Below are 24,072 nucleotides of genomic sequence, written 5' to 3' on the forward strand. Positions count from 1 at the left end.
CGAAGCGTGGACCTTGCGGAGATGCGCCGTACGTACGGACTCGGTGAGTTGCTGGAGAGCCAGGTCGCTCCCGACCCGGTCGTGCAGTTCCAGACCTGGCTGGAGCAGGCCAGGGAAGTCGGCCTGGCCGAGCCCAACGCCATGGTGCTCGCGACCGCCGACCAGGACGGACGCCCGTCAGCGCGGACCGTACTGCTGAAGCGTGTGGACGAGCGCGGGTTCGTCTTCTACACCAACCAGCAGTCCCGCAAGGCCGACGACCTGGCTGCCAACCCGCGCTGCGCCCTCGTGTTCCCCTGGCACGCGATGGAGCGGCAGGTCCGGGTCGAAGGGACCGTCACCAAGCTGCCCGGCGACGAGGTCGACGAGTACTTCGCGAGCCGCCCGCGCGAGTCACAGCTCGGCGCGTGGGCGTCCCAGCAGAGCCAGCCGGTGGCGTCCCGTGAGGAGCTCGACCTGCAGTACGAGTCGTACGAGCGGCAGTGGCCGGAGGGCACCGAGATCTCTACGCCGTACTTCTGGGGCGGGTACCTGGTGACCCCGGAGGCGTTCGAGTTCTGGCAGGGTCGCACCGGCCGTCTGCACGACCGCCTGGCCTACCGCCGGACCAGCTCCGGCGACTGGGAGCTGTCGCGGCTCCAGCCCTGAGGCTCTTCGCGGAACCCGTGCGACTTCCACCAGCGCGCCAGCGGCGCCGGCGCCCACCAGTTCGCGCGCCCCAGTAGCCGCATCGTCGCGGGCACCAGCAACGCCCGCACGATCGTCGCGTCCAGCGCGATCGCGATCACCAGTCCGACACCGATCATCTTCACGAACACGATGCCCGACGTGGAGAACGCCGCGACCACGATGATCAGCAGCAGTGCCGCGCTGGTGATGATGCCGCCGGTCCGCTGCAGCCCGAGCGCGACCGCCTGCGCGTTGTCGCCGGACTTGTCGTACTCCTCCCGGATCCGGCTGAGCAGGAACACCTCGTAGTCCATCGACAACCCGAACAGTACGGCGAACAGCAGCACCGGGTTGGTCGCGTCGAGGAACCCGGCCGGTGTGAAATCGAGGAACCCGGACAGATGCCCGTCCTGGAAGATCCACACCATCGCGCCGAACGCCGCCGACAGCGACAGCACGTTCATGACCAATGCCTTCAAAGGCAGCACGAACGAGCCGAAGGCAACGAACAGCAGCAGGAACGTCACCACCACGATGAATCCGGCCATGTACGGCGCCCGCTCCTTCAGCACGTCGAGCAGGTCGATCACCGCCGCCGTCTCACCACCTACCTGTACGTCGGTCCCCGACGGCGCCGGCACCGCCCGCACCCCGTGCACGACATCCCGCGCCGGCAACTCCTGCCCGGTGAAGCGAGTGTGCACGACGACCGACGCGACGCCGTGCTCGTACCCACCGATCCGCACGTTCTCCACGTCCCGCACCTGCTTCAACCCAGCGATGTACGGCCCCAATGCCGCCGACGGATCACTCGGGGCGGAGTCGAACCGCACCGCCGCGTAGATGTCCGACCCGCCGGCTCCCGGGAAGTCGCGCTGCAGCGTTTCGGTGACCGTCCGCGAGGTGGCACCGGATGGCAACGACCGATGGTCGACCCCGCCGAGTTGTGCGTTCAGAAAGGGAATTCCGAGCACGAGCAGCACCGGGACGAGCACGACGACGTACCGCACCGGGCGTCGCATCACGCTGTGCGCCAGCCGGTACCACGCGCCGTGATCGCTGGACGTCTTGCGTGGCTTGAAGATGCGCAGGTTGCTCACCCGGTGCCCGAGGACCCCGAGCAACGCGGGCAACGCGGTCAGGGCCGCGATCATCGCGATCGCCACCGCGGCCGCACCGCCGTACGCCATCGACTTCAGGAACATCACCGGGAACAGGACCAGGCTGCTGATCGCCACGCCGACCGTCACGCCGGAGAACGCCACCGTCCGCCCGGCCGTCGCCATCGTCGCGGTCAGCGCCGTCTCCACATCGTTGCCGCGAGCAAGCTCCTCGCGGAACCGGGTGACGATGAACAGCGCGTAGTCGATGGCCAGTCCGAGACCGATCATCGTGACGATGTTGATCGAGAAGATCGACACGTCGGTGACCGCCGACAGGCCGCGGAGCAGCACGAACGCGCCGAGGATCGCGAGCGCACCGACGAACAGCGGCAGCGACGCGGCGACCAGGCCGCCGAACACGACCACCAGCAGCACCAGCACGATCGGCGTCGAGATCGTCTCGGCCTTCACGATGTCGTGCTCGGTCTGGGTGTTCACCTCGTCGAAGACCGCGACCTCGCCGCCGACCTTCGTGTCCAGACCCGCCGGTCCCGAGCGGAGCTGCGAGGCGATCTTGTGGAACGTCTCCAGCCGGTCCTCCGGCGTCGCCCCGGCCAGCGTGAGCACGGCGTACGTGCTGTGCTGGTCCTTCGACACGAACACCGGCGACTTGGTGCTCCAGTACGTCGAGACCGCGGTCACGTCGGCGGTCGGCAACTCGGCCAGATCGCTCTCGACGGACTGCCGGAAGGCCGGATCGGCCACGGTCGACGACGGGTCGCGGTAGAGCACGATCACGTCGGTGCCGGTGCGGCCGACGTTCTCCTCGATGGTCTTGACGGCGTTCGCGGCTTCGGTGTCCGGCGCGTCGAAGCCGCCGTTGGCCAGCGAGCCGAACACGCCGGTGCCCCAGACGAGGCCGAGGGCGACGAACACACCGGTGAGGGCGAGCACCAGACGGCGCCGCCGGTAGGCGAAACGGCCGAGCGTCTCGAACACGAAACTGTCTCCCAGGGCGTAGATTGAGCGGCAGGAGCATGAGTGAACAGCGTTAACTGTTAACGGTGTTCACTCTAAGGTCCTGCCCTACGGCGATGTCAAGGAGAGTTTTGAAGGTGGATAGCCGAGACCGGCGGCGAGCAGCGACGCTGGCGGAGATCAAGGCGGCCGCCCGCCGGTTGCTGGTCAGCGGCGGGACCGCGGCCGTCGGCCTGCGCGCGGTGGCGCGCGAGCTCGGCCTCACCCCGCCCGCGCTGTACCGGTACTTCCCGAGCCACGAGGCGCTGATCAGCGCCCTGATCGCGGACCTGTACGACGAGCTGACGACCGCGTTGATGGACCTGCAGTGCGCCGAGGAGGACGTCGATCTCGGCGCCCGGCTCTATCTGCTCGCGAACGGTCTGCGGGACTGGGCGCTGGCCCATCCGGCCGAGTTCGGGCTGCTGTTCGGTACCGCCGTACCCGATCCTGAGGACGACGGTCACGAGGAGACGCCCGGGCATCAGGCGGCGATGCGGTTCGGGGCGCTGTTCAAGGAACTCGTGGCGCAGATCTGGCACCAGAAGCCGTTCCCGCACCCGGCCGACGACGAGCTCGGGACCGTGCTGGTCGAGCAGCTCACGGCCGAGTCGGAGCACTTCCACGGGATGCCGCCCGGCGCGATCTACCTGTCGCTGAACTACTGGACCCGGCTCTACGGCCTGATCTGCATGGAGGTCTTCGGCCAGCTCCACTGGGTGCTGCCGGACGCCGCGGCGTACTTCGAGGCGCAGCTCTTCGAGATCGGGAAGGCCCTGGGCCTGGACTGCCCGGAGCCCGAGTAAAAGAAAAAGCCTGCGGGCGCTTCCAGAGACACGACCGGGTGGCCGAACTCAGGGTCAGGCGGACTACCTGACTGCCCGCAGGCCCGGTGGCTGGCGTTGGTTTCGGCCGACCACTTGCCCACTTAACTGTGGTTGGCGGTTAGCCCGCCGCCACCTCACGAGTCCGATAGCAATTCATGCGTTGGACCACCTCCCTTCGCGTGTACTGCGAACTTACTGCCACCCGCTTGTCGCTTCAACACAATTTCGCCCTGGGATGAACCACAATCGACGGCATGATCAGACTCGGACTGCCGGCGATCGTGTTGTTGATCGGCGCTGCCTGGTTCGCGTGGTCCTCGTACCGGCGGGCCGTCGACGCGGAGCAGGCACTGGCCACGCTGAACGCCGAACATCGGGCGTTGCTGCAGGAGGTCAGGGCACTGGAGCGGGCAGTCGCGGCTGCGGAGCAGGGTCTGCGTACGCTCAGCTCGCATCCGTCGGTGCCGCGGGACGTCGCGGTCACCGCCGACCTGACCCTCGCCGACGTCCGGCGACTGGTGGAACGCAAGGAGCTACACGACTGATGGCAAAGCTGGGGAACGCCGCGGCGGCGATCAAGCCCAAGGGGGGCGGCGGCAAGGCGAAGGTGATCGGGCTGCTGTTCCTGGTGGTGATCGTGATCATCATCTTGTTCAACATCTTCAACTTCGCCAACACCGATGCCAACCGGATCGGTCTGCACTACGGCGGCGGTGTGATCGAGGACAAGAAGTTCAAGTCGGTGATCCCGCCCGGCTCGACGAACAAGCTGATCGGCCCGGGCGACACGCTGTACACGTACCCGATCGACCAGCGCTCGTACATCATCGGCGGCGACGGCGCGGACACGGATGCTGCCGACGAGGTCACCGTGGTCAGCAAGGACAACGTCCGGCTCGGCGTCCGCGTCCAGGTCTACTTCACGCTGAACCGCAACAAGGACGTGCTGAAGTCGTTCCACGAGCGGATCGGCCTGAAGACCGAGGCGTACGAGGAGCGCGGCTGGAACGACATGCTGCAGAGCTACTTCCGCCCGCAGATCGACCGCGCCCTGTCCGCGGTCGCGACCAACTACGGCTGGGCGGAGCTCTACAACAACGAGAAGATGAAGTCGGCGTTCCAGTCCGCGGCGGCCAAGGAGTTCACCCGGCTGCTGCCGGCCGCGGTCGGCGGCGACTACTTCTGCGGCCCGGGCTACAACGGCAGCAACGACTGCGGTGAGCTGTCCTTCACGGTCCAGAAGCCGATGCCGCTGGACAAGGGCATCATCGACGGGCTGGAGGCCAAGCAGCGCGCCGAGCTCGCAAAGGCGACGCAGGAGCAGAAGAACCAGCAGGTGAACGTCGAGCTGCAGTCGGTCAAGCAGCAGGTCGCGATGCTCGGGGCGCAGGGTTACCTGCTGAAGACCGCGATCGAGTCGGGCAAGATCCAGTTCATGGTCATCCCGCAGAACGGCAACGTCAGCATCCCGGTGCCGACCACGACCAACCAGCAACCGACCACCCAGCCCACGACACCGGCCAGGTAACTCGATGAGTTCGCTGCCGTCCCATCTCGAGCTTGTGCAGGGCGTCGTCCTGCCCAAGCCGGTCGGCGCGCATCCGGTCCTCGACTTCGTCAACACCCGGTCCGAGTGGACCACCCGTGGCCCCGCCCGGACCGAGTGGCTGACGTCGTACGAGGCCTTCCTGATCTGGAACTCGTACGTCGGCCTGCTGCCGCCGGCGACCGTGTTCCGGCTGATCGAGCGGGCCGGGAGCAGTCCGACCGAACTGGGCCGGCGACTGCGGACCACCCTCGATTTCCGGTCCGAGTTGTACGACGTACTCACCGGGCAGGCGACCGATCACACGTTCGCGGCCGCGGCCCGGTTGATCGAGAAGGCCTCGGGGAGACGGCAGCTCGTGCGCTCGGAAGCCGGGCCGGCCTGGGAGTTGCCGGAGGATCTGGAGCTCCCGCTGCACAATCTCGCGTGGCTCGCGGGCGAGCTACTGACCGGCTCGTCTCGCGAGCACGTGCGGACCTGCCCGTCGTGCGGCTGGCTGTTCCTCGACGCCCGCGGCCGCCGCCGCTGGTGCTCCATGGCCACCTGCGGCAACCGCGCCAAGGTCCGCGCCCACGCCGCTCGGGCTCGCTAGTTGAAGGCGGCTGGGTCGACTGTGATCCAGGTGTGCTTGGCGCGGGCGAGGACGCGGCCGTCGGCGTCGTACAGGGTGCTGGCCGTGAACGTCTTGCGGCCGTCCTCGCCGAGATAGCGGCCGAGCGCGACGCATTCCTCACCCGCCTCCGGGCGCGCGTCGATGCACGCGGTCAGCTGGCCGAGCACCGACGGTCGTCCTTCGAGGTCGATCGTCCAGCCGCCGGGGCAGTCGAGCGCCGCCCACAGGAACACCTCGTCGACCAGGCCGTCGGTCGCGAGGTCCGCGGCGGGAGTCCAGGTGCACGCCGTACGACCATCGCCGATCGGGCCGGGTTTCAGGCGCAGACCGTTCTGGTTCGCCGGACCGCACACGAAGCACCCCGGGAACGGGTGGTCGCGCAGCCCGCGGTACGCCGCCTCGGCCGCGCGAGCCTCCTCGGGCCGCACCGGATCGATCGTCGCGTCGGCGAGGAACTCACTGCCGACCGGCTGCGCTTCGGCCACCAACGCGTCACCGTCCGTCAACCGGCCGGCGCCCAGTTCGAGGTCCTTGTCCAGTGGCGGCGGCATCCGCAGTGTCACCTTCGGCACCGACTCCGGCCCGAGGTCCGCTGCCAGCGCGGTCCCGACCAGACCGGCGACGTACCCGCCGTTGCCCGACCTCTCCGGCCCCTGGAACCGCCGCTGGATCCGCACGAAAGCCATGACCCAGGACCTTAGGCCACTAACAGGAATCACTCGTTTGTGTACGTGCCGTGGTGGAGGTGTGAACGGTGAGAGTGCTGGGAAGGAAAGGGTTTCAGAGAAATCTGAGGATTTCTCGGAACAAGTGAGCTGAGCCCTCCAGTTCAAATGACCGTTTGAACTATGCTGACTGCAGGCTACTGCGCGTGAGCAGGTGGGGTGCCTGCGCGTGCGGTAGCCGGGGGGAAGGAGAACTCTGTGGAGACACCGGTCGAAACGACCCGGGAGAGGTTGCTCAACGTCGCCGAGCAAAGGTTCGGTGAAGGGGGTTACGAAGGAACGTCGCTGCGCGCCATCACGGTCGCGGCGGCGGCGAACATCGCCGCGGTCAACTATCACTTCGGCTCGAAAGAGGCCCTGCTCCGCGCTGCCGTGGCGCGGGCGATGGCGCCGGTCAACGCCGAACGGCGGCGCCGGCTGGACCAGTTGGAGGCGGGCGCTCCGCCGACACCGGAGGCCCTGATCCGGGCCTTCGTCGAGCCCGGACTGGAACTGGTTCTGCGCCGCGGTGAGCGCGGCGCCGTGATCGCACGGTTCATCGGCAGGATCGCGTTCGATCCGAGCCGCCGGATCCGTGAGTTGTACGCGATCGAGTCGGAGCCGATCGAGAGCAGGTACCTGGCGGCGCTGCAGCAGGCGCTGCCGCAGGCATCACCGGACGCGGTCGCGTTCGGTTACATGAACATGCTCGGCCTGCTGGCGCTTCATCAGTCGCAGGCACTGTCCCCGACGCCGGGTGCCGCCGGCAACGAGGACCCGGGCAAACTGGCCGAGAACCTGGTCACCTTCCTGGTGGCCGCGTTCGACCACGGCCTGGGTTCCTGACACCTGGAAACCGTGGATTCCCTGCCCACGGTTCCCAGTCAGATACGAGTCAGAGTGAGGCGCATCCTAGGACCGGATTGCGCACTGGTCCGTGTGAGTTTGTCCGGATTCTGCTCATGGATGTTCGGACTGCCAGGTAACGCTGCATAATGGCGCTCCGTGGACCCCTGTGAAGTCGTGGTTGCCGTCGACCTCGGTGGAACCCGGATGAAGTGCGGCCTGGTCGCGGCCGACGGTGCCGTGCTGCACCGCGAGACCAGGCCGACGCCCCGGGCCGACGCGCGAGACGGTGGCCGTGCCGTGCTCGACGTGCTGCTGGAGACCGTCGTCGAGCTCAGCCAGAAGGCGACCGCAGCGGGTCATCATGTGCGCGCCATCGGTGTCGTCGTCCCTGGTGTCATCGACGCCGAGCACGGCACGGTCGGCGCCGAGAACCTCGAATGGACCGGTACGCCGGTCCTCGCCGAGCTGAAGGCCGCGGTCGGCGACGGCGTACCGATCGTGCTCGCGCACGACGTCCGCGCCGGCGGGTACGCCGAACTGCGGCACGGCGCGCTGGCCGGCACCACGAACTCGATGTTCCTCCCGCTCGGCACCGGGATCGCGGCCGCGATGATCGTCGACGGCTCCCTGGTCAGCGGCGACGGGTACGCCGGTGAGCTCGGCCACTCCAAGTTCATCCACGGCGACGCCGCCGAACTCTGCGCGTGTGGTCAATGGGGCTGCCTCGAGACGGTCGCGTCCGCGGCCGCGCTCGCCCGGCGGTACGCGGCCCGCACCGGACGGACCGTCGACGGCGCGCGCGAGGTGATGGAACTGCTCGCGGCCGGGGACCCGGACGCCGCGCAGGTCTGGCGCGACGCGCTGGCCGCCCTGATCGACGCCCTGGTGCTCTACACGACCCTGGTCGCCCCGACCCGGATCGCGATCGGCGGCGGTCTGGTGGGCGCCGGCGAGACGCTGCTGCAGCCGCTGCGCGAAGGTGTCCACGCGCGACTGACGTTCCAGCGCGAACCGGAGATCGTGGCGGCCGTCCTGGGCGAGGAGGCCGGCATGCTCGGCGCCGCCCAGATGGCCTGGGACCGCGCAAACGCCGACGAGGAGGACCGGGGATGACGACCTATCGCGTGGGTCGCGTGGTGACGCCGGACGACGTGCTGGAGAACGCCTGGATCCAGGTGGAGGGCGAGGACATCCGCGCCTTCGGCCGGCGGTCCGAGGGGATGCCGGCCGACGGCAAACGGCCCGAGGATCTCGGCGACGTGACCGTCGTACCGGGGTTCGTCGACATCCACACGCACGGCGGCGGCGGGTCGACGTACTCGACCACCGATCCGGAGGAGGCGCGCAAGGTCGCAGCCTTCCACGGCAAGCACGGTACGACGACCACGCTGGCCAGCCTGGTGACGGCGCCGCTCGACGAGCTCGTCGCGCAGACGGACTGCCTCGCCGAGCTGATCGCCGACGGTGTCATCGCCGGCGTGCACCTCGAAGGACCGTTCCTGTCCGAGGCGCGCTGCGGTGCGCATGAGCCGACGCTGCTCCGGCCGCCGCTCAAGGACGATGTCACCAAGGTGCTGAGCGACGCGGTGAAGATGATCACGATCGCGCCGGAGCTGGAGAACGGGCTGGACGCGATTCGTCAGGTCGTCGACGCCGGCGCGGTCGCCGCGCTCGGGCACACGGACGCGACGTACGAGCAGATGGTCGCGGGAGCCGACGCCGGCGCGACCGTGGCGACGCACCTGTTCAACGGGATGCGGCCGTTCCACCACCGCGACCCGGGCCCCGTCGGCGCCGCGCTGAACGACGAGCGGTTGCTGCTCGAGGTGATCAACGACGGCATGCACCTGGACCCGCAGGTGGTCCGGGTCGCGCTCGCGGCGGCCGGGGTGAACCGGATCGCGCTGATCACCGACGCGATGGAGGCGACCGGGATGCCGAACGGCCGGTACAAGATCGGCAGCCTCGAGGTCGACGTCAAGGACGGTCTGGCGACGCTCGCCCACGGCAGCCACTCGATCGCCGGCAGCACCCTCACCATGGACGTGGCCTACCGCAATGCGGTGAAGTCCGGGGTATCGCTCGTGGACGCGTCCCGGATGGCGTCGACGACGCCGGCGCAGACGTTCGGCTGGTACGACGTGGGCTCGATCGAGACCGGGAAGCGGGCGGATCTGGTGCTGCTCGACGACGAGTACGCCGTACAGAAGGTCATGCGGGCCGGGTCGTGGCTGGATTGATCGGTACCGTCACCCTCAACCTCGCGCTGGACGTCACGTACGAGGTCGACGAGTTGCGGGTCGGCGGCAGCCATCGCGTCGACCGGATCCGGCGACGCGCGGGCGGTAAGGGCGTGAACGTCGCCCGGGTGGCGGCGACGCTCGGACATCAGGTGCTGGTGCTCGGATTCGTCGGCGGGGTGACCGGTGAGCTGGTCGCCGAGGAGTTGTTCGACGCCGGGCTGACCGCGCTGCTCACTCCGATCGCCGGCGAGACCCGCCGTACCGTTGCCATCGTCAACGATGTGGACGGGGATGCGACGATCTTCAACGAGGCCGGGCCGACGGTCACCGCGGACGAGTGGCGCGCGTTCGGCGACCGGATGCCGTGGGGACGGCTCGGAGTGCTCGCGTGCTCGGGCAGTCTGCCGCCCGGGCTGCCGGCCGACGCGTACGCCGAGATCGCGGTCCGCGCCCGGCACCACGACGTACTGACCGTGATCGATGCGGGCGGCGATGCGCTGAACGCCGCTGCGCGCGCCGGTGCGGTGGTGCGCGCGAACGCCGCCGAACTGCGTGCTGCCGTTGGTGACGTCGAGGTCGAGGAGGGCGCTTCGGAACTGGTCGCGCTCGGTGCGACCGCGGCCGTGATCACCGACGGGCCACGCGGAATGGTTGCCGCCAGCAAGAAGGGCGTCTGGCGGGCGCTGCCGGTCGAGACCGTGCGAGGCAACCCGACCGGTGCGGGCGACGCGTGTACGGCGGTCGTCGCGGCTGCTGTTGCGGATTCACCGGAGCCGGACTGGTCCGTTGTACTCAAGTCCGCGGTCGCTGCTTCTGCCGCCGCTGTGCTGACACCTGTTGCCGGAGACATCGATCTCGCCGCCTATCGGCGCTGGCAACCCCAGGTCATCGTTAACTAGAAGGAGTTCCCATGCCGTTGGTTTCCGGTGCCGAGGTCGTGCTGGCCGCGGCCAAGGCCGGCCGTGGGGTCGGCGCGTTCAACGTGATCCAGTTGGAGCACGCGATCGCGCTGATCGCGGGCGCTGAGCAGGTCGGTGCGCCGGTGATCCTCCAGATCAGCGAGAACGCGGTGAAGTACCACGGTGCGCTCAAGCCGATCGGCGTCGCGACGCTGGCCGCGGCCGCCGCCGCCACGGTGCCGGTCGTCGTACACCTTGACCACGCGATGGATCGGGACCTGGTCACCGAGGCCGTCACGCTCGGGTTCACGTCCGTGATGTACGACGCGTCCAAGCTCGAGTACGCCGACAACGTCGCAGCGACCACCGAGGTGACGGCCTTCTGCCACGATCACGGTGTCTTCGTCGAGGCGGAGATCGGCGAGGTCGGCGGGAAGGACGGCGTCCATGCGCCCGGCGCCCGTACGCGTCCGGACGAGGCCGTCGCCTTCGCCGAGGCGACCGGTGTGGACGCACTCGCCGTCGCGGTCGGTTCCTCGCACGCGATGACCGAACGTACGGCGACGCTCGACTTCGACCTCATCACCCGCCTGCACGAGGCTGTCGCCGTACCGCTGGTGCTGCACGGCTCCTCCGGTGTCGCGGACCCCGACCTGACCCGGGCGGTCGAGGCCGGCATGACCAAGGTCAACATCGCCACCCACCTCAACAACGTCTTCACCGACAAGGTCCGCCAGGTCCTCGCCGACAACCCCAACCTGGTCGACACCCGCAAGTACCTAGGCCCGGCCCGAGACGCCGTCGCCACCGAGGTCGCCCGCCTCCTCGGCGTACTGAACGCGGTCTAACCACCCACCCCAACACGCAACCCGTCACCACCCCGAACGCCCAGGCAGTCGGCCGACGGCGTGCAAGCTCGACAGGTAGAGCACCAGCGAGACACCGTACGCACGACCACACTCACGCTCAGGTGCACTACCCAGCCACCCGACACCTCCTGTCCAGAATGCACGGGTGGGTGGTTAGAGGGTTGCGCTGCCGCGGGTCCAGTTGGCTCGGAGGTTGTCGCGGGCTTGTTGGACCTGGGCGCGGGTGGCTGGGTCGGGGACCTCGAAGTCGTCGATCAGGCGGGTCAGGGCGAGCTCCAGCGCCGCGACCAGCGCGTCTTCCTCGGTGAGGTCGGACTCGGCTACTCCTCGCAGACCGGCCGCGAGCGCGGTCAGTCCGTCCCGCTCCTGGTCGGTGAACCGCACCCGGAGCTCGGTCCTGGTGTCCACGCCGCCCACGCGGTCGACGCCATTCATGGCCATTGCCTCCTCGGTGGTTGGTACAGTCATCGTGCAGTGCAACAGCCTCGTTGCACAAGAGTGAGGGGTCGCGGATGACGGTGGCGGTGGACGAGACGCTCCGGGCGGCGACCATCGCCGTACTGGCCGAGCACGGCTGGTCCGGTGTGACCCTGGAGCGGGTCGCGGAGAAGGTCGGACGCTCCCGGGTCACGCTGTGGCGGCAGGGATTCACCGTCGAGATGTTGCTGAACTCGCTGCTCGACGCGCTGGCCGAGGACTACCGCGACACGTTGTGGCCGGTGCTCGCCGGCACGGGGTCCGGTCGGGAGGGCCTGATCCGGACGCTGGAGGCGCTGTTCGACGTGATCGACCGGCATCTGCCGCTGATGCTGTCGTCGGACCTGGTCTTCCATCAGGAGCAGGCGCGCAACGGGCCGGTGTCGTTCCTGGACCCGTTCGAGCGGTTCCTCCGCGAAGGTGAGACGGACGGCACGCTGCACCCGCACGGCCGGGTCAGCGACGTCGCCGAGGTGCTGATGGTCTCGGCGGCCTTCACCTACGTCCACATGCGCGGCCGGCACCACTGGTCGCGGTCCCGGGCCCGGCGGCTCACCCTCGACCTGGTGCTCCGCGGCGTCATCGAAGCCTGAAACATACCTGTTGCAGGGCATGCAACGAACATGTTTCACTAGAGGGCATCATCACCTCCTGAACCCTGGAGACCGCCATGACGCTTCCGTACGCCGAGCCGCTGGTCCGCCTCGACCCGCAGCCCCGGGTGATCCCCGAACCGCCCCGCGTCGGTGAACCCGGCGGCCCGCACTGCGGCCTGTGCGACTGGCTCGCCGACTTCGAGAACTCCGAACACGAACCGCCGCTCTGGTACGACGACGACTGGGCGCTGTGCCGCGCCACCGGCGTCACCATCCCGGGCGTGGTGTGGCTGGCCGGCCGCGGTCACCACGACTCGTTCTCCGACCTGCCGGACAAGGTGGCGCAGAGCTACGGTCCGGTTGTCGCACGCATCGAGCGGGCGATCCTCGCCCTCGGCGACATCGCACGGGTGCACGTCTATCGTTGGGGCGACGGTTCGGCCCACTTCCACGTCTGGTTCTACCCGCGTCCACTCGGCATGCTCGAGGCGCGCCGGGAGATGCTGCCGCTGTGGGCGGACCTGCTGCCCGAAGCCCCCAAGGAGGACGTCGCCGATGCCGAAGCCAAGATCGCGGCGGCGATGGCGGCGGACGACTGAGATGAACGCCGACCGCCCCGGCCTGGAAGACGCGGCTCGCCCCGGTCCCGCGCTGGCGCGGCGGCTGGGGGTGGGGGATGCGGTGCTGATCGGGCTCGGGTCGATGGTCGGGGCCGGGGTCTTCGCGGTCTGGGCGCCGGCTGCGCAGGCCGCCGGGTCCGGTCTGCTGCTCGGCCTCGTCCTCGCCGCGATCGTTGCCTACTGCAACGCGGCGTCGTCGGCGCAACTGGCGGCCGTCTACCCGGTATCGGGCGGCACCTACGTCTACGGGCGTGAGCGCCTGGGGCAGTGGTGGGGGTTCGCCGCCGGCTGGTGTTTCGTGATCGGCAAGACCGCGTCGTGTGCCGCGATGGCGCTGACCTTCGCAACCTACGTCACCGACATCGGCTGGTTGCGACGGTTGACCGCCCTCGCGGCGGTCCTCGCGCTGGCGGCCGTCAACTACCGGGGCGTGACGAGGACGGCACGCCTCACCAGGATCCTCGTCACCTGCACCCTCGTCGTACTGGCCCTCGTGCTCGTCGTCCTGTTCACGGGCACCCCGCAGCATCACGAGACGACCAGCACCTCGCCGTACGGCGTTCTGCAGTCGGCGGGCCTGTTGTTCTTCGCGTTCGCCGGCTACGCGCGGATCGCCACGATGGGGGAGGAGGTCCGGGAGCCGGCGCGAACCATCCCGCGGGCGATCACGATCGCGCTGGTCATTGCCATCGGCATCTACCTGGCCGTCGCACTGGCCCTGCTGCGGACCGGCGACCCCGCGTCGACCACGGCGCCCCTCGCGGCCGCGGTCGACGGGGTCGGTGCGGTCTGGGCGGTCCCGGTCGTCCGGATCGGTGCCGCCCTCGCCAGCCTCGGCGCCCTGCTCGCCCTGATCGCCGGCATCGGCCGCACCACGCTCGCCATGGCCCGCAATCGCGACCTGCCCACCTGGCTGGCCGCCGTACATCCCCGCTACCAGGTCCCGCACCACGCCGAGCTCGCGCTCGCCGTGGTGGTCGGGATCCTCGTCCTCACGACCGATCTACGGGGCGTGATCGGCTTCTCGTCGTTCGGAGTCCTGCTGTACTACGCGATTGCGAACGCGTCCGCCTTCACCCAGCCGGCCGATCAGCGCCGCTGGCCGCGCGCCGTCAATGTGATCGGCCTGACCGGGTGCGTCGTCCTCGCGGTCACCCTGCCGTGGACGTCGGCGGTCGTCGCCGCGGCCGTCCTCGCCGCAGCCCTGCTGGTACGGCGTTTCACGACAGGTCGCGCCGGATCCGCCAGAAGCTGAACCCGGTCAGCGCAAGCGCGAGCAGCACGAAGAACCCGAACTCCCGCCACTGCAGCGCCCAGAAGCGGTCTGCCGTGAAGTACTTCAGGTGCTGGCGATAGCCCTCGTCGGCCAGTCGTTGGTAACAGGCGGCGGACTTGGGTGACACCGTGCCCTCGAACGACGTCTTGCCGTTCCCCGCAGGCGGTGCAGGTGGTGCACAGTCGACCACCCAGTCCGGAAGCGAGCTCACCGGCTTACCGGCCTTGTCGACAGTCCTGTCGTAGAACTTCCATGCGGCCGGAGCCCCGGATGCCACCTCTATCTCCTTGACCGTGCCGTTCGGACCTGTCATCCCGAAGCCGCGGATGTTGTCCTGGGACACGGTGAGGTACGACTCCGTCGGAGCGAGCAGGTGCTGCCGGACGAACGTCGGCGCCAGGATCTGCACCAGGATCACCGCCGCCAGGGTGATCGCGAGCGCGACCAGGGTCCGGCGTACGACGAGACCGATCGCGACTCCGAGAGCGAACGCGAACGCGGCGTACCCGATCGGGACCAGGCCGCGGGCGCCGAAGACCCCCGGGAACATCCGTGGCATGTAGGTGTTCGAGTCCTGGCCGGCGTTGATCGCGTCATCGATCGGGTCCGCCCACCAGGTCACCGCGAGGCTCAGCAGACCTGTGATCGCGACCGCGCTCAGGCCGGTGACACCGACCTTGGTCGCGAGCCACCGCGCGCGGGAGACGCTCTGACTCCACGCCAGCCGATGAGTACCGGTCTCCAGTTCGCGAGCGATCATCGGTGCGCCCCAGAACGCCCCGATCACCGGCGGAACGGCGTACAGCAGCACCTGGCCGACGAAGTACAGCAACGGGTTGAGGCGCTCGAAGCCGAGACTCTGGATGAAGTTGCCGGTCAGTCGGTGGTAGTCGTCGAGCAGGCCGGGCCCGGTGACCGCCAGGAGGACCGCGGCGGCCGCGATGACCGTCGCGACCACCAGGAACTGGACGCGGAACTGTCGCCAGGTCAGCCAGATCATCGCTGCACCTCCAGGACCGGGCGCTCGGGCTGGACGTCGCGGCCCATGTAGGCCAGCACGAGATCCTCGAGCGTGAGTTGGGAGACCGTCCAGGCCGGATCCAGGATCGGCTTGTCGGTCCGGATCAGGTACGTCGACTGCCGGTCGGTGTGGCTGGCCGTGACGACGTGCTGGTCGCGCGGCAGGTCCTCCTGGTCGCGCCGCGGACCGGTCAGCCGGAAGTGCGTCGCCAGCAGCGTGTCGATCTCGCCACTGACCTGCACCCGTGACTCCACCAGGACGATCAGGAAGTCGCAGGCCCGCTCGACGTCGGAGACGAGGTGCGAGGAAAGTACGACGCTCAGCTCCTGGTCGGCGACCGCCTCCATCAGGTCCTGGAGGAACTCGCGCCGGGCGAGCGGATCGAGCGCGGCCACCGGTTCGTCGAGGATCAGGAGATCGGGGCGCTTGGCCAGCCCGAGCGTGAGCGCGAGCTGCGCGCGCTGCCCCCCGGACAGCCTGCCCGCACGTTGCTTCGGATCGAATCGAAGATGCTGGAGTCGCTGCTGTGCAAGGGATTCGTCCCACGCCGGGTTGAGCCGGGCCCCCAGCCGCAGGTGATCCGCGACGCTCAACCGTGCGTACGTCGGCGTGTCCTGGGCGACGTACCCGACCTTGGCCTGCTGTGCTCCTGGCGGCCCTCCGAGCACCTCAACCGATCCGGCGGACGGCGTGATCATCCCGACCGCCAGATTCAGCAATGTGCTCTTACCGGCGCCGTTCGGCCCCACGAGCCCGACCACATGCCCAGCCGGCACTTCCAGATCACACCCGGCCAGCGCCCAGCGCCGCCCGTACTTCTTCCCCAACCCGTGGGCCTGCAGAACTGTTGTCACGCTATGTCCTCCTGAGCGGCGGACCGAAAGGTGGTCAGGAACAGGGCTTCGATACTTTCCTCGTCGAGGCCGGCTTTGCGGGCCTTGGCCAGCCAGCGGCGGAGGTCCTGGCGAAGCGGGCCGTGGGCGGCGAGCGTGTTGTCGGTGAGGGTGCGGGTGACGAACGTGCCGCGCCCGGGCCGGGCCTGCACCAGGCCTTCGTGCTCCAGCTCGCGGTACGCCTTGAGCACAGTGTTCGGGTTGATCGCCAGCGCCGCCACCACGTCCTTCACGGTCGGCAGCTGGTCACCCTCCCGCAGCAGTCCGAGCCGCAACGCGTTCCGGACCTGCTGAACGATCTGCTGGTACGGCGAGACCCCCGACCGGCCGTCCAGATGGAACTCGATCATCGATATCCCCATTCATCTATGTAACTAGCACTATAGATGTACGAGGCGAACCGGCGTCAAGAGCGGATGGCGTCGTACCTGCGGAGGGCCTCGGTCCGCGCCTCCGCGTGGTCGACGACGGGTTCCGGGTAGCCGTCGGCGCCGCCGTGCTTCCACGGCTCGTGAGCGGTCCGGCCGTCGAGGTCGCGGAGTTCGGGGATCCAGCGCCGTACGTAAGCGCCGTCGGGATCGAACTTCAGACCCTGGCTGACCGGATTGAAGATCCGGAAGTACGGCGCCGCGTCCGCGCCGCAGCCGGCCACCCACTGCCAGTTGAGCGAGTTCGAGGCGAGGTCGCCGTCGCGCAACGAGCGCATGAACCACCGCGCGCCGAACTTCCAGTGCACGTGGAGATCCTTGACCAGGAACGACGCGACGACCATCCGGACGCGGTTGTGCATGAACCCGGTCTCGGCCAGTTGCCGCATCCCCGCGTCGACGAACGGGAAGCCGGTGCGGCCTTCCTGCCAGGCTTCGAGGAGCTCACCCGGTTCGTCGTACCGCATCCGGTCGAACTCGGGACGCAGCGGTTTCCACGCGGCGTGCGGGTGCCGCGCCAGGAGGTCGGCGCAGAACTCGCGCCAGGCCAGTTCGCGGCGGTACGCCTCCGCGCCGGCGCTGCGTTTGCGGGCCAGGTCGGCGAGCATCGTCCGCGGGTGGATCTCGCCGTACTTCAACGGGATCGACATCCGCGACGTACTGTCGAGATCGGGCCGGTCGCGCTTGTCGTCGTACGCCGCAACGTCGTAGTCCCGCCATCGTTCGAGCGCCGCCTGCTCACCCGCGACCAGCGAGCTCTCCGGCAGGTCCTCGCTCTCCGCGTTGATCCATTGGACGCGCGACGGCGCCTCCACCGGCTGCCGCCACCCATGCGCCAGCCATGCCTTGAAGTACGGCGTGAACACCTGGTACGACCGGCCCTGCTGATTCAGCACCCGCCCCGGTGCGACGGCGTACGGCGATCCCGTCCGCACCAACGGACACTTCAATGAGGCTTCAACCTCTTCGTCCCGTTGCTGCCCGTACGGCGCGTAGTCCGCGCTCACGTGCACACTCGCCGCACCGACCTCGTCCGCGATCGCCGGTACGACGACCGCCGGATCACCCCGCCGTACGACGAGCCGCCCGCCCATCGACTCGGACAGGCTGCGCAACGACGCGGCCAACTGGTCCCTGCGCGGATCGCCCGATCGTCCCCACAGCAACGGATCCAGCACGAACAGTCCGAGCACGCGGCCGTGGGCCGCGGCATCGAGGAGCGCCGGGTTGTCGCTCAACCGAAGGTCCCGCCGGAACCACATCACTGACGTCACCGTGCTCATCGTGCCCCGGTACCCAGCCGAATTGGGTAAGGCTTGCCTCAATAGGTGAGAATGGTGGTCGTGAGCGAGCTGATCGATACCACCGAGATGTACCTGCGGACCGTCTACGAGCTGGAAGAAGAGGGCATCCTGCCGCTGCGCGCGCGGATCGCCGAGCGGCTGCACCAGTCCGGTCCGACGGTCAGCCAGACGGTCGCGCGGATGGAACGTGACGGGTTGATCAAGGTGGAGGGCGATCGCCACCTGGAGCTCACCGACGTCGGCCGCAAGCAGGCGGTCCGGGTGATGCGCAAGCACCGCCTGGCCGAGCGGCTGCTGGTCGACGTGATCGGGCTCGAGTGGGAGGACGTGCACGCCGAGGCCTGCCGCTGGGAGCACGTGATGAGCGACGCCGTCGAGCTGCGGCTGCTGCAGCTCCTCGGCAACCCGACCGAATCGCCGTACGGCAACCCGATCCCGGGCCTGGAGGAGCTGCAGAAGGACCACCAGGTGAGCAACATCGGCGACTTCCGGATCGGCGTCGAGCCCCTGGACCAGGTCCTCGACGCGGCCACCGGGGAGAGCGTGCGAGTGCTGGTACGGCGGATCGCCGAGCCGGTGCAGACCGACGACTTCGCGATGGCGGTCCTGCGCCGGGCCGGGGCACTGCCCGGTCGCGAGGTCGACTCCACCCTGGACGCCGAGGGCGTCCTGGTCGGGAGTCGCGAAGCCGGCGGCGTCATCACCGACGAAACCGCGGGCCACATCTTCGTCAGCAGGGTCTGACAGTCAACAAAGTGTTAACGCTGAGCACCCGACGAGGCACGCCGGGTCGCCAGCCGGTAGGTTCGGGCCGCGATGTCTGAGAATGCGATCAACTGGCCGGAGTACCTGCGGGAGTTCCACACCGCGGCTCCGGGGAGTACCGAAGCCCTGTTGTCCCGTGCCGTGGCCGGCGATCACACGCCGTACCGCTGGCTCGTCCGTGCTGTCTCGGGCGAGGCGCGCAGGGTGCTCGACCTGGCCTGCGGCAACGGGCCGGTGGCGCGGGAGCTGTACGGGCGATGGGTCGTCGGGGTGGACAACAACCAGGCCCAGCTCGCCGGGGCGCCCGGCCCGAAGGTACGGGCGGACGCACTGCACTTGCCGTTCGCGAACGAGGTCTTCGACGTCGTCACGTGCTCGATGGGTCTGATGGTCCTCCAGCCGCTGGCAGACGTGCTCGCCGAGGCGGCACGGGTGCTGCGACGCGGCGGCGTACTGGCCGCGATCGTGCCCGCCGTACGGCCGCTGCGGCGCGGCGACATCCGCACGCTGAGCGGTCTGACCACGCGCCTGCGATCGACGCCGCAGTTCCCGGCCGGCGGTGAGATCACCGAGCTGAAGGACCAACTGAGGCACGCCGGGTTCGACGTGATGGAGAGCCAGCGCGAGCGGTACGTGTACATGATCCACAGCCGCGACGACGCGATGCGGCTGGTGAACGCGCTCTACCTCCCGGGTACGCCGGACGTCCGCCGGGACACCGCGGCCGCCTGGCTCGCGGACCGCGCCGAGTCCAAGGACGGCCTCGAGGTCGCGATCCCGATCCGCCGGATCACCGCGATGCGGACCAAGGTGGCGCTGAGCACGTCCTGATCTCGGTACCGTGTGCGTGTGAGTGCGCTGCGCTGGTCCGTCCGGACGCTCGACCGGGCGCTCGACGGTGAGACTGTCTACCGCGAGCTGCTCGCCGCCGAGCCAGTCGCCTACTGGCTCGACGGCAGCCTGACCGACCGCACGGCCCGCAAGCTCTCGGTGCTCGGTACGACGACAGACGACGTCATCACCCGCGACGTGACCGACGGTGACGTCTTCGCCGAGCTGAACGAGCTGCTGGCGGCCCGCGCCGCGGAGCCGCCCCTCGAGCTGACCGGCCTGTTCTGCGGTGGATACGTCGGCTACTTCGGCTACGAGCTCAAGGCCCTCACCGGAGGAGTGGCCGCACACGAGGCCCCGACGCCCGACGCGCTGTGGATCTGGGCGAACCGGTTCGTCGTCATCGACCACGACCGCGACGTCACCCATCTGGTGGCCCTCGACGAGGCCGGCGTCGGCGAGGACTGGTTGGACAAGGCAGAGGAAGCCGCGTCGAACTGGTGGATGGGCAGCGTCGACGTCCCCGCGATCGCCCGGATGGATCTCGAAGCGCACTTGGAGCAGGACCGGACGACGTACCTGGACGGCATCGCGCGGGTCCTGGCCGAGCTCGAGGCGGGCCAGACGTACGAGGTCAACCTGACGAACCGGGTCCGGCTGCCGGCGGTCCAGGACCCGTTCGAGTTCTTCCGCTGGCAGCGGTCCGCGAACCCCGCGCCGTACGCCGCGTTCCTCAGGCACGGCGATCTCGCGGTGGCGAGCTCGTCGCCGGAGCGGTTCCTGACCGTGGACGCGGACGGCTGGGCCGAGTGCCGGCCGATCAAGGGGACCGCGCCGCGGGACCTCGACCCGGCGCAGGACCAGCTCGCGGCGAAGGCGCTGGCCGAGGACGACAAGACCCGCGCCGAGAACCTGATGATCGTCGACCTGATCCGCAACGACCTCGGCCGGGTCAGCGTGCCGGGGACCGTGAACGTGCCGCAGCTGATGCAGGTCGAGAGCTACCGCACCGTGCACCAGCTGGTGACGACCGTCCGCGGCCGGCTGCGCGACGGCGTGACCGCGGTGGACGCGGTCCGCGCGTGCTTCCCGCCGGGGTCGATGACCGGCGCGCCGAAGATCCGCACGATGGAGATCATCGACTCGTTGGAGTGGAGTGCGCGGGGGGTGTACTCCGGTGCGCTCGGCTACCTGACCGTGGACGGGCGGGCGGACCTGAGTGTGGTGATCCGGACGGCGGTGCTGACCGCGGACGAGACCGTGATCGGGGCCGGGGGTGCGATCGTGCTCGACTCCGACCCGGTCGCGGAGTACGACGAAATGGTGCTGAAGGCAACGGCTGCCGTCGGCGGACAAGGTGGGGGACAATGACGGAACTGTTGGTGGCGGACTCGTTTCTGGTTGCCAATGGCAAGGTTCGGGGACTGGAACTGCACCGGGACCGGTTCGTAGGGTCGTGTGCCGCGGCCGGGGTGGCCGCGGAACGGTTCTGGGACGAGCAGATCGGGCGGCTGCCGGGGTTCGGGAGATGGTTCCCGCGGTTCGAGCTGAAGGCGCCGGAGGAGTTGGCGCTGCAGTTGCGGCCGGCGCCCCCGATCGGTGGCCGGGTGCGCGTCGCCGTACACGAGGGACCGGATCCGCGGACGGCGCCCCGGGTGAAGGGGCCGGACCTGGAACTGCTCGGCAAGTTGAAGGAGTCCGCGGCCGACCGCGCCGACGAGATCCTGCTCCTGGATACCGACAGGACGGTCCTCGAGGCGGCGTACTCGGCCGTCGTGTGGTGGGACGACGACACCCTCTGCTTCCCGGAGGCGGACCGCCCACTGCTCCCTTCGGTCACCGCCCAGCTCCTGCGCCGGATCGCCGCCGACCAGGGCGTCGAGGTCGCCGAGCACTCCATCACCCCCGAGGCGCTGCAGAACACCACCGAGGCCTGGCTCGTCAACGCCCTGCACGGCATCCGCCCCATCCACGCCTGGGGCCCCTCCGCCATCGACCCCCTCCCCAACTCCCACTCCGCCCTCTGGCAGTCCCACCTCGAGTCCCTCGCCACCCGCCTCCCCTGACCTCCCGCCCCGCACCTCCCGCCCCGCACCTTCCGCCCCGCACCTTCCGCCCCGCACCTTCCGCCCCGCACCTTCCGCCCCGCACCTTCCGCCCCGCACCCTCCGCCCCGCACCTTCCGCCTCTCGTGGGTTGGCGTCTGAGATGCAGGGTTTGCGTCCGCGATCCCGGACCGTAACCCTGCATCTGATGGGTGGGCCCACGAGAGGAGACGGGATCACGCTTGCTAAATGTGATATCAGTTTGCTACCTTTGAGCTATTCGAGAGGAGTTTGTGATGGTGGATGTCGCGGTGGAGATGCCGGCGCCGAAGGTGACCGAGCGCGTGGGGCGGGGGCTGAACGGGTGGCCGATGGCAGCGCTCGCGCTGGTGCTGGCGATCGCCGGCGTGCTGTTGTTCGTGCTCAGTGGCGGCAACGGGGCACTGATCGCGGTGGGGATCATGGTGTTCCTGGCCGCGCTGATCGTCGCGGGCGGGCTGACCGCGGTCTCGCCGGGGCGGGCGCGAGTCCTGCAGGTTCTCGGACGGTACGCCGGGACGATCCGGACGGACGGTCTGCGCTGGGTGAACCCGATCTCCACGCGGCGCGAGGTCTCGACCCGGATCCGCAACCACGAGACAGCCGTTGCCAAGGTCAACGATGCCGACGGCAACCCGATCGAGATCGCCGCGGTCGTAGTGTGGCAGGTCGAGGACACCGCGCAGGCGATGTTCGAGGTGGACGACTTCGTCGAGTTCGTGGCGATCCAGACCGAGACCGCTGTACGGCACATCGCCAACAGCTACCCGTACGACGTCCACACCGAGGACGGCGGGATGTCGTTGCGGGACAGCACCGACGAGATCACCGAGACGCTGTCGGCGGAGATCGGTGCCCGCGTCCAGGCGGCCGGTGTCCGGGTGATCGAGTCCCGGATCACGCATCTCGCGTACGCGCCGGAGATCGCGCAGGCGATGCTGCGCCGCCAGCAGGCCGGTGCGGTCGTCGCCGCCCGGCAGCGGATCGTCGAAGGCGCGGTCGGCATGGTCGAGCTGGCGCTGGATCGGCTGTCCGAGCATGAGGTGGTAGAGCTCGACGAGGAGCGCAAGGCGACGATGGTCAGCAACCTGCTGGTGGTGCTCTGCGGCGACCGCGACGCGCAACCGGTGGTCAACGCCGGCTCGCTCTACCAGTGAGTCCGCGGTGCCCGTCGAACGAAAGAAGATCCTGCTCCGGCTGGATCCCGCGGTGCACGACGCGCTCGCCCGCTGGGCGTCCGACGACCTGCGCAGCACGAACGCCCAGATCGAGTTCCTGCTCCGCCGTGCCCTGGCCGACGCCGGTCGCCTCCCGACCGGCGTGACGAAACAACGTCGCCCGGGCCGCCCGTCCAAGGAGGACAACGATGAGTAGAGCTGTGGTGACGCCGCTGCGGCGGCCGGAGCGCTCGACGTCGGCCAGGCGACCGGCCCGGCCCCGAAAGACGGTTGCGCTCGGCAACGCGGCTGCCCCGGACTCCTTGGCTGCCAGGGTTTTCCTGCTGGCCTACGACCCGGAACGCGGGCGGCTGACGGCCCGGTCGAAGTTGGGGAAGGTGCTACGGGCAGCGGTGCTGATCGACCTGCAGCTCAACGGGAACATCGAAGACGACGGCGGCCGGGCCCGGGTGACGACGCCAGAACCGCGCTCAACCGGACCGCGCTCAACCGGATCGCGCTCATTCGGATCGGGTTCACTCGGCTCCGGCTCGTTCGGCTCGGGCGGATTGCGCTCGGCTGGATCGCACTCGGCTGGATCGGGCTCGGTTGGATCGCGCTCGCCTGGATCGGGTTCCGCGCCGGTGCCGGTGGATCCGGTGGTTGCGGCGGTGCTCGAGGAGTTGCGGGCGATGGGTCCGCGGCGCTGGCGGCACTGGATCGATCGGCGGGCGGGCGCGACCGTCCGTCAGGTTCGCGACGAGCTCGCCCGCACACACCTGATCCAGGTCGAGCCGCACCGCGTCCTCGGCATCTTCCCGGCGGCCCGCATCACGCTGCGCCATCCTCTGGTACGCCGCCACATCCTCCAAAGCGCCCGCGACACCCTGCGACCGTCCCGGCCCGTTACTCGGGTCGACCTCCGCGACGCCGCCGTCGTCGTACTCGCGTCCACGGCGGATCTGCGCACGGTCGTCACGAAGGAGCAGCGAGCCCGGCACAAGGATCGCCTCACCCAGCTCGCGGTCCGCGTGGGCCCCGTCGTACCGGCCCTGAAGAAGTCCCTCCAACAATCGCAGTACTCAGCCGGGGGCTAGGGCGTGCGTCCCGGCCCCACGGCTACTGCGCGGCACTCGGCACGGCATCTCGCCGCACTGGAGCAAAGGCCACGATGAAACCAGATCGAGGCCTTCACTCCAGCACGCCGAGCCACCGCACCGAGCACCTGCTCGCTACGCCGTGGGACCGGGACACACGCCCTGACCTCCAGCGCCGCTATGG

The 24,072-nt window shown here is 69.2% G+C and carries 27 protein-coding genes; 20 read left to right on the forward strand and 7 right to left on the reverse strand.

Translation table 11 applies throughout. The annotated features are described in order from the left end of the window. Window positions 1-6 precede the first annotated feature (6 nt). The gene (pdxH, locus tag EV651_RS04960; protein WP_238156669.1) at window positions 7-648 is read left to right on the forward strand and encodes a pyridoxamine 5'-phosphate oxidase; all 642 of its coding nucleotides are present in this window, start codon (window positions 7-9) and stop codon (window positions 646-648) included. On the opposite strand, the gene EV651_RS04965 is transcribed toward pdxH, so the two are convergent. Further along, window positions 597-2,771, reverse strand: coding sequence for an MMPL family transporter (locus EV651_RS04965; RefSeq protein ID WP_133782502.1), 2,175 nt, complete (start codon window positions 2,769-2,771; stop codon window positions 597-599). The genes pdxH and EV651_RS04965 overlap by 52 nt on opposite strands. A 116-nt stretch (window positions 2,772-2,887) precedes the next feature. Here EV651_RS04965 and EV651_RS04970 point away from each other — a divergent pair, with 116 nt between their 5' ends. The 4 genes from EV651_RS04970 (at window position 2,888) to EV651_RS04985 (ending at window position 5,754) form a co-directional block, all read left to right on the forward strand. Next, the gene (locus tag EV651_RS04970; protein ID WP_238156670.1) at window positions 2,888-3,595 is read left to right on the forward strand and encodes a TetR/AcrR family transcriptional regulator; all 708 of its coding nucleotides are present in this window, start codon (window positions 2,888-2,890) and stop codon (window positions 3,593-3,595) included. A 275-nt stretch (window positions 3,596-3,870) separates the two neighbouring features. After that, a complete protein-coding gene (locus tag EV651_RS04975) occupies window positions 3,871-4,161 on the forward strand; it encodes a hypothetical protein (RefSeq protein WP_238156671.1) in 291 nt (96 codons plus the stop codon). Then, complete coding sequence (locus EV651_RS04980) at window positions 4,161-5,144, forward strand: SPFH domain-containing protein (protein ID WP_133782508.1); 984 nt, start codon at window positions 4,161-4,163, stop codon at window positions 5,142-5,144. The genes EV651_RS04975 and EV651_RS04980 overlap by 1 nt, the downstream gene beginning before the upstream one ends. Before the next feature lie 4 nt (window positions 5,145-5,148). Then, window positions 5,149-5,754: a CGNR zinc finger domain-containing protein gene (locus EV651_RS04985; RefSeq protein WP_133782510.1), complete on the forward strand. Its 606-nt coding sequence runs from the start codon at window positions 5,149-5,151 to the stop codon at window positions 5,752-5,754. Here the strand turns inward: EV651_RS04985 and EV651_RS04990 are convergent. Then, window positions 5,751-6,461 carry a hypothetical protein gene (locus tag EV651_RS04990; protein ID WP_133782512.1) on the reverse strand — a complete coding sequence of 237 codons (711 nt, stop codon included), beginning with the start codon at window positions 6,459-6,461 and terminating at the stop codon, window positions 5,751-5,753. The two genes, EV651_RS04985 and EV651_RS04990, sit on opposite strands and share 4 nt — an antisense overlap. A 237-nt stretch (window positions 6,462-6,698) precedes the next feature. Here EV651_RS04990 and EV651_RS04995 point away from each other — a divergent pair, with 237 nt between their 5' ends. The 5 genes from EV651_RS04995 (at window position 6,699) to EV651_RS05015 (ending at window position 11,318) form a co-directional block, all read left to right on the forward strand. Then, on the forward strand, window positions 6,699-7,325 hold the full coding sequence (locus EV651_RS04995) for a TetR/AcrR family transcriptional regulator (RefSeq protein WP_133782514.1): 627 nt from the start codon (window positions 6,699-6,701) through the stop codon (window positions 7,323-7,325). A 159-nt stretch (window positions 7,326-7,484) separates the two neighbouring features. After that, window positions 7,485-8,441 carry an ROK family protein gene (locus tag EV651_RS05000; protein WP_238156672.1) on the forward strand — a complete coding sequence of 319 codons (957 nt, stop codon included), beginning with the start codon at window positions 7,485-7,487 and terminating at the stop codon, window positions 8,439-8,441. After that, complete coding sequence (nagA, locus tag EV651_RS05005) at window positions 8,438-9,568, forward strand: N-acetylglucosamine-6-phosphate deacetylase (RefSeq protein WP_133782516.1); 1,131 nt, start codon at window positions 8,438-8,440, stop codon at window positions 9,566-9,568. The genes EV651_RS05000 and nagA overlap by 4 nt, the downstream gene beginning before the upstream one ends. Then, window positions 9,556-10,470 (forward strand): 1-phosphofructokinase family hexose kinase, encoded by a 915-nt coding sequence (locus tag EV651_RS05010; RefSeq protein WP_202870164.1) that lies wholly within the window; start codon window positions 9,556-9,558, stop codon window positions 10,468-10,470. The genes nagA and EV651_RS05010 overlap by 13 nt, the downstream gene beginning before the upstream one ends. An 11-nt stretch (window positions 10,471-10,481) precedes the next feature. Further along, window positions 10,482-11,318, forward strand: a complete 837-nt coding sequence (locus EV651_RS05015) for a class II fructose-bisphosphate aldolase (RefSeq protein WP_133782518.1) — start codon at window positions 10,482-10,484, stop codon at window positions 11,316-11,318. A 174-nt stretch (window positions 11,319-11,492) separates the two neighbouring features. On the opposite strand, the gene EV651_RS05020 is transcribed toward EV651_RS05015, so the two are convergent. Beyond that, complete coding sequence (locus EV651_RS05020) at window positions 11,493-11,774, reverse strand: hypothetical protein (protein WP_133782520.1); 282 nt, start codon at window positions 11,772-11,774, stop codon at window positions 11,493-11,495. 77 nt (window positions 11,775-11,851) lie between these two features. On the opposite strand from EV651_RS05020, the gene EV651_RS05025 reads away from it, so the two are divergent. The 3 genes from EV651_RS05025 to EV651_RS05035 all read left to right on the forward strand — a co-directional run bounded on the left by EV651_RS05025 (window position 11,852) and on the right by EV651_RS05035 (window position 14,287). After that, complete coding sequence (locus EV651_RS05025) at window positions 11,852-12,409, forward strand: TetR/AcrR family transcriptional regulator (RefSeq protein ID WP_133782522.1); 558 nt, start codon at window positions 11,852-11,854, stop codon at window positions 12,407-12,409. A 77-nt stretch (window positions 12,410-12,486) separates the two neighbouring features. Further along, window positions 12,487-13,011: a hypothetical protein gene (locus EV651_RS05030; RefSeq protein ID WP_133782524.1), complete on the forward strand. Its 525-nt coding sequence runs from the start codon at window positions 12,487-12,489 to the stop codon at window positions 13,009-13,011. Further along, entirely contained in the window at window positions 12,968-14,287 is a 1,320-nt protein-coding gene (locus EV651_RS05035; protein WP_238156673.1) for an APC family permease, read from the forward strand. Before EV651_RS05030 ends, EV651_RS05035 begins: the two co-directional genes overlap by 44 nt. Here the strand turns inward: EV651_RS05035 and EV651_RS05040 are convergent. The 4 genes from EV651_RS05040 to EV651_RS05055 are packed head-to-tail and all read right to left on the reverse strand — an operon-like array spanning window position 14,253 to window position 17,924. Further along, entirely contained in the window at window positions 14,253-15,308 is a 1,056-nt protein-coding gene (locus tag EV651_RS05040) for an ABC transporter permease (RefSeq protein ID WP_133782526.1), read from the reverse strand. The two genes, EV651_RS05035 and EV651_RS05040, sit on opposite strands and share 35 nt — an antisense overlap. Then, a complete protein-coding gene (locus tag EV651_RS05045; RefSeq protein WP_133782528.1) occupies window positions 15,305-16,183 on the reverse strand; it encodes an ABC transporter ATP-binding protein in 879 nt (292 codons plus the stop codon). Before EV651_RS05045 ends, EV651_RS05040 begins: the two co-directional genes overlap by 4 nt. After that, a complete protein-coding gene (locus tag EV651_RS05050) occupies window positions 16,180-16,572 on the reverse strand; it encodes a GntR family transcriptional regulator (RefSeq protein WP_166658502.1) in 393 nt (130 codons plus the stop codon). Before EV651_RS05050 ends, EV651_RS05045 begins: the two co-directional genes overlap by 4 nt. A 56-nt stretch (window positions 16,573-16,628) precedes the next feature. Then, a complete protein-coding gene (locus EV651_RS05055) occupies window positions 16,629-17,924 on the reverse strand; it encodes a deoxyribodipyrimidine photo-lyase (protein WP_133782532.1) in 1,296 nt (431 codons plus the stop codon). A 69-nt stretch (window positions 17,925-17,993) separates the two neighbouring features. Here EV651_RS05055 and EV651_RS05060 point away from each other — a divergent pair, with 69 nt between their 5' ends. The 7 genes from EV651_RS05060 (at window position 17,994) to EV651_RS05090 (ending at window position 23,888) form a co-directional block, all read left to right on the forward strand. Further along, window positions 17,994-18,698, forward strand: coding sequence for a metal-dependent transcriptional regulator (locus EV651_RS05060; RefSeq protein ID WP_238156674.1), 705 nt, complete (start codon window positions 17,994-17,996; stop codon window positions 18,696-18,698). Between the two features lie 72 nt (window positions 18,699-18,770). Continuing rightward, on the forward strand, window positions 18,771-19,550 hold the full coding sequence (locus EV651_RS05065; protein ID WP_133782534.1) for a class I SAM-dependent methyltransferase: 780 nt from the start codon (window positions 18,771-18,773) through the stop codon (window positions 19,548-19,550). An 18-nt stretch (window positions 19,551-19,568) separates the two neighbouring features. Next, the gene (gene pabB, locus EV651_RS05070; RefSeq protein WP_133782536.1) at window positions 19,569-20,921 is read left to right on the forward strand and encodes an aminodeoxychorismate synthase component I; all 1,353 of its coding nucleotides are present in this window, start codon (window positions 19,569-19,571) and stop codon (window positions 20,919-20,921) included. After that, on the forward strand, window positions 20,918-21,616 hold the full coding sequence (locus EV651_RS05075) for an aminotransferase class IV (protein WP_133782538.1): 699 nt from the start codon (window positions 20,918-20,920) through the stop codon (window positions 21,614-21,616). Before pabB ends, EV651_RS05075 begins: the two co-directional genes overlap by 4 nt. 275 nt (window positions 21,617-21,891) lie before the next feature. Then, window positions 21,892-22,791 (forward strand): SPFH domain-containing protein, encoded by a 900-nt coding sequence (locus EV651_RS05080; RefSeq protein WP_133782540.1) that lies wholly within the window; start codon window positions 21,892-21,894, stop codon window positions 22,789-22,791. A gap of 7 nt (window positions 22,792-22,798) precedes the next feature. Then, the gene (locus tag EV651_RS05085; protein WP_133782542.1) at window positions 22,799-23,008 is read left to right on the forward strand and encodes a hypothetical protein; all 210 of its coding nucleotides are present in this window, start codon (window positions 22,799-22,801) and stop codon (window positions 23,006-23,008) included. After that, complete coding sequence (locus tag EV651_RS05090) at window positions 23,001-23,888, forward strand: GPP34 family phosphoprotein (protein ID WP_133782544.1); 888 nt, start codon at window positions 23,001-23,003, stop codon at window positions 23,886-23,888. The genes EV651_RS05085 and EV651_RS05090 overlap by 8 nt, the downstream gene beginning before the upstream one ends. The last annotated feature ends 184 nt before the right edge of the window (window positions 23,889-24,072 follow it).

It is taken from the genome of Kribbella sp. VKM Ac-2571, from assembly GCF_004362255.1.
GTDB lineage: Bacteria > Actinomycetota > Actinomycetes > Propionibacteriales > Kribbellaceae > Kribbella > Kribbella pratensis.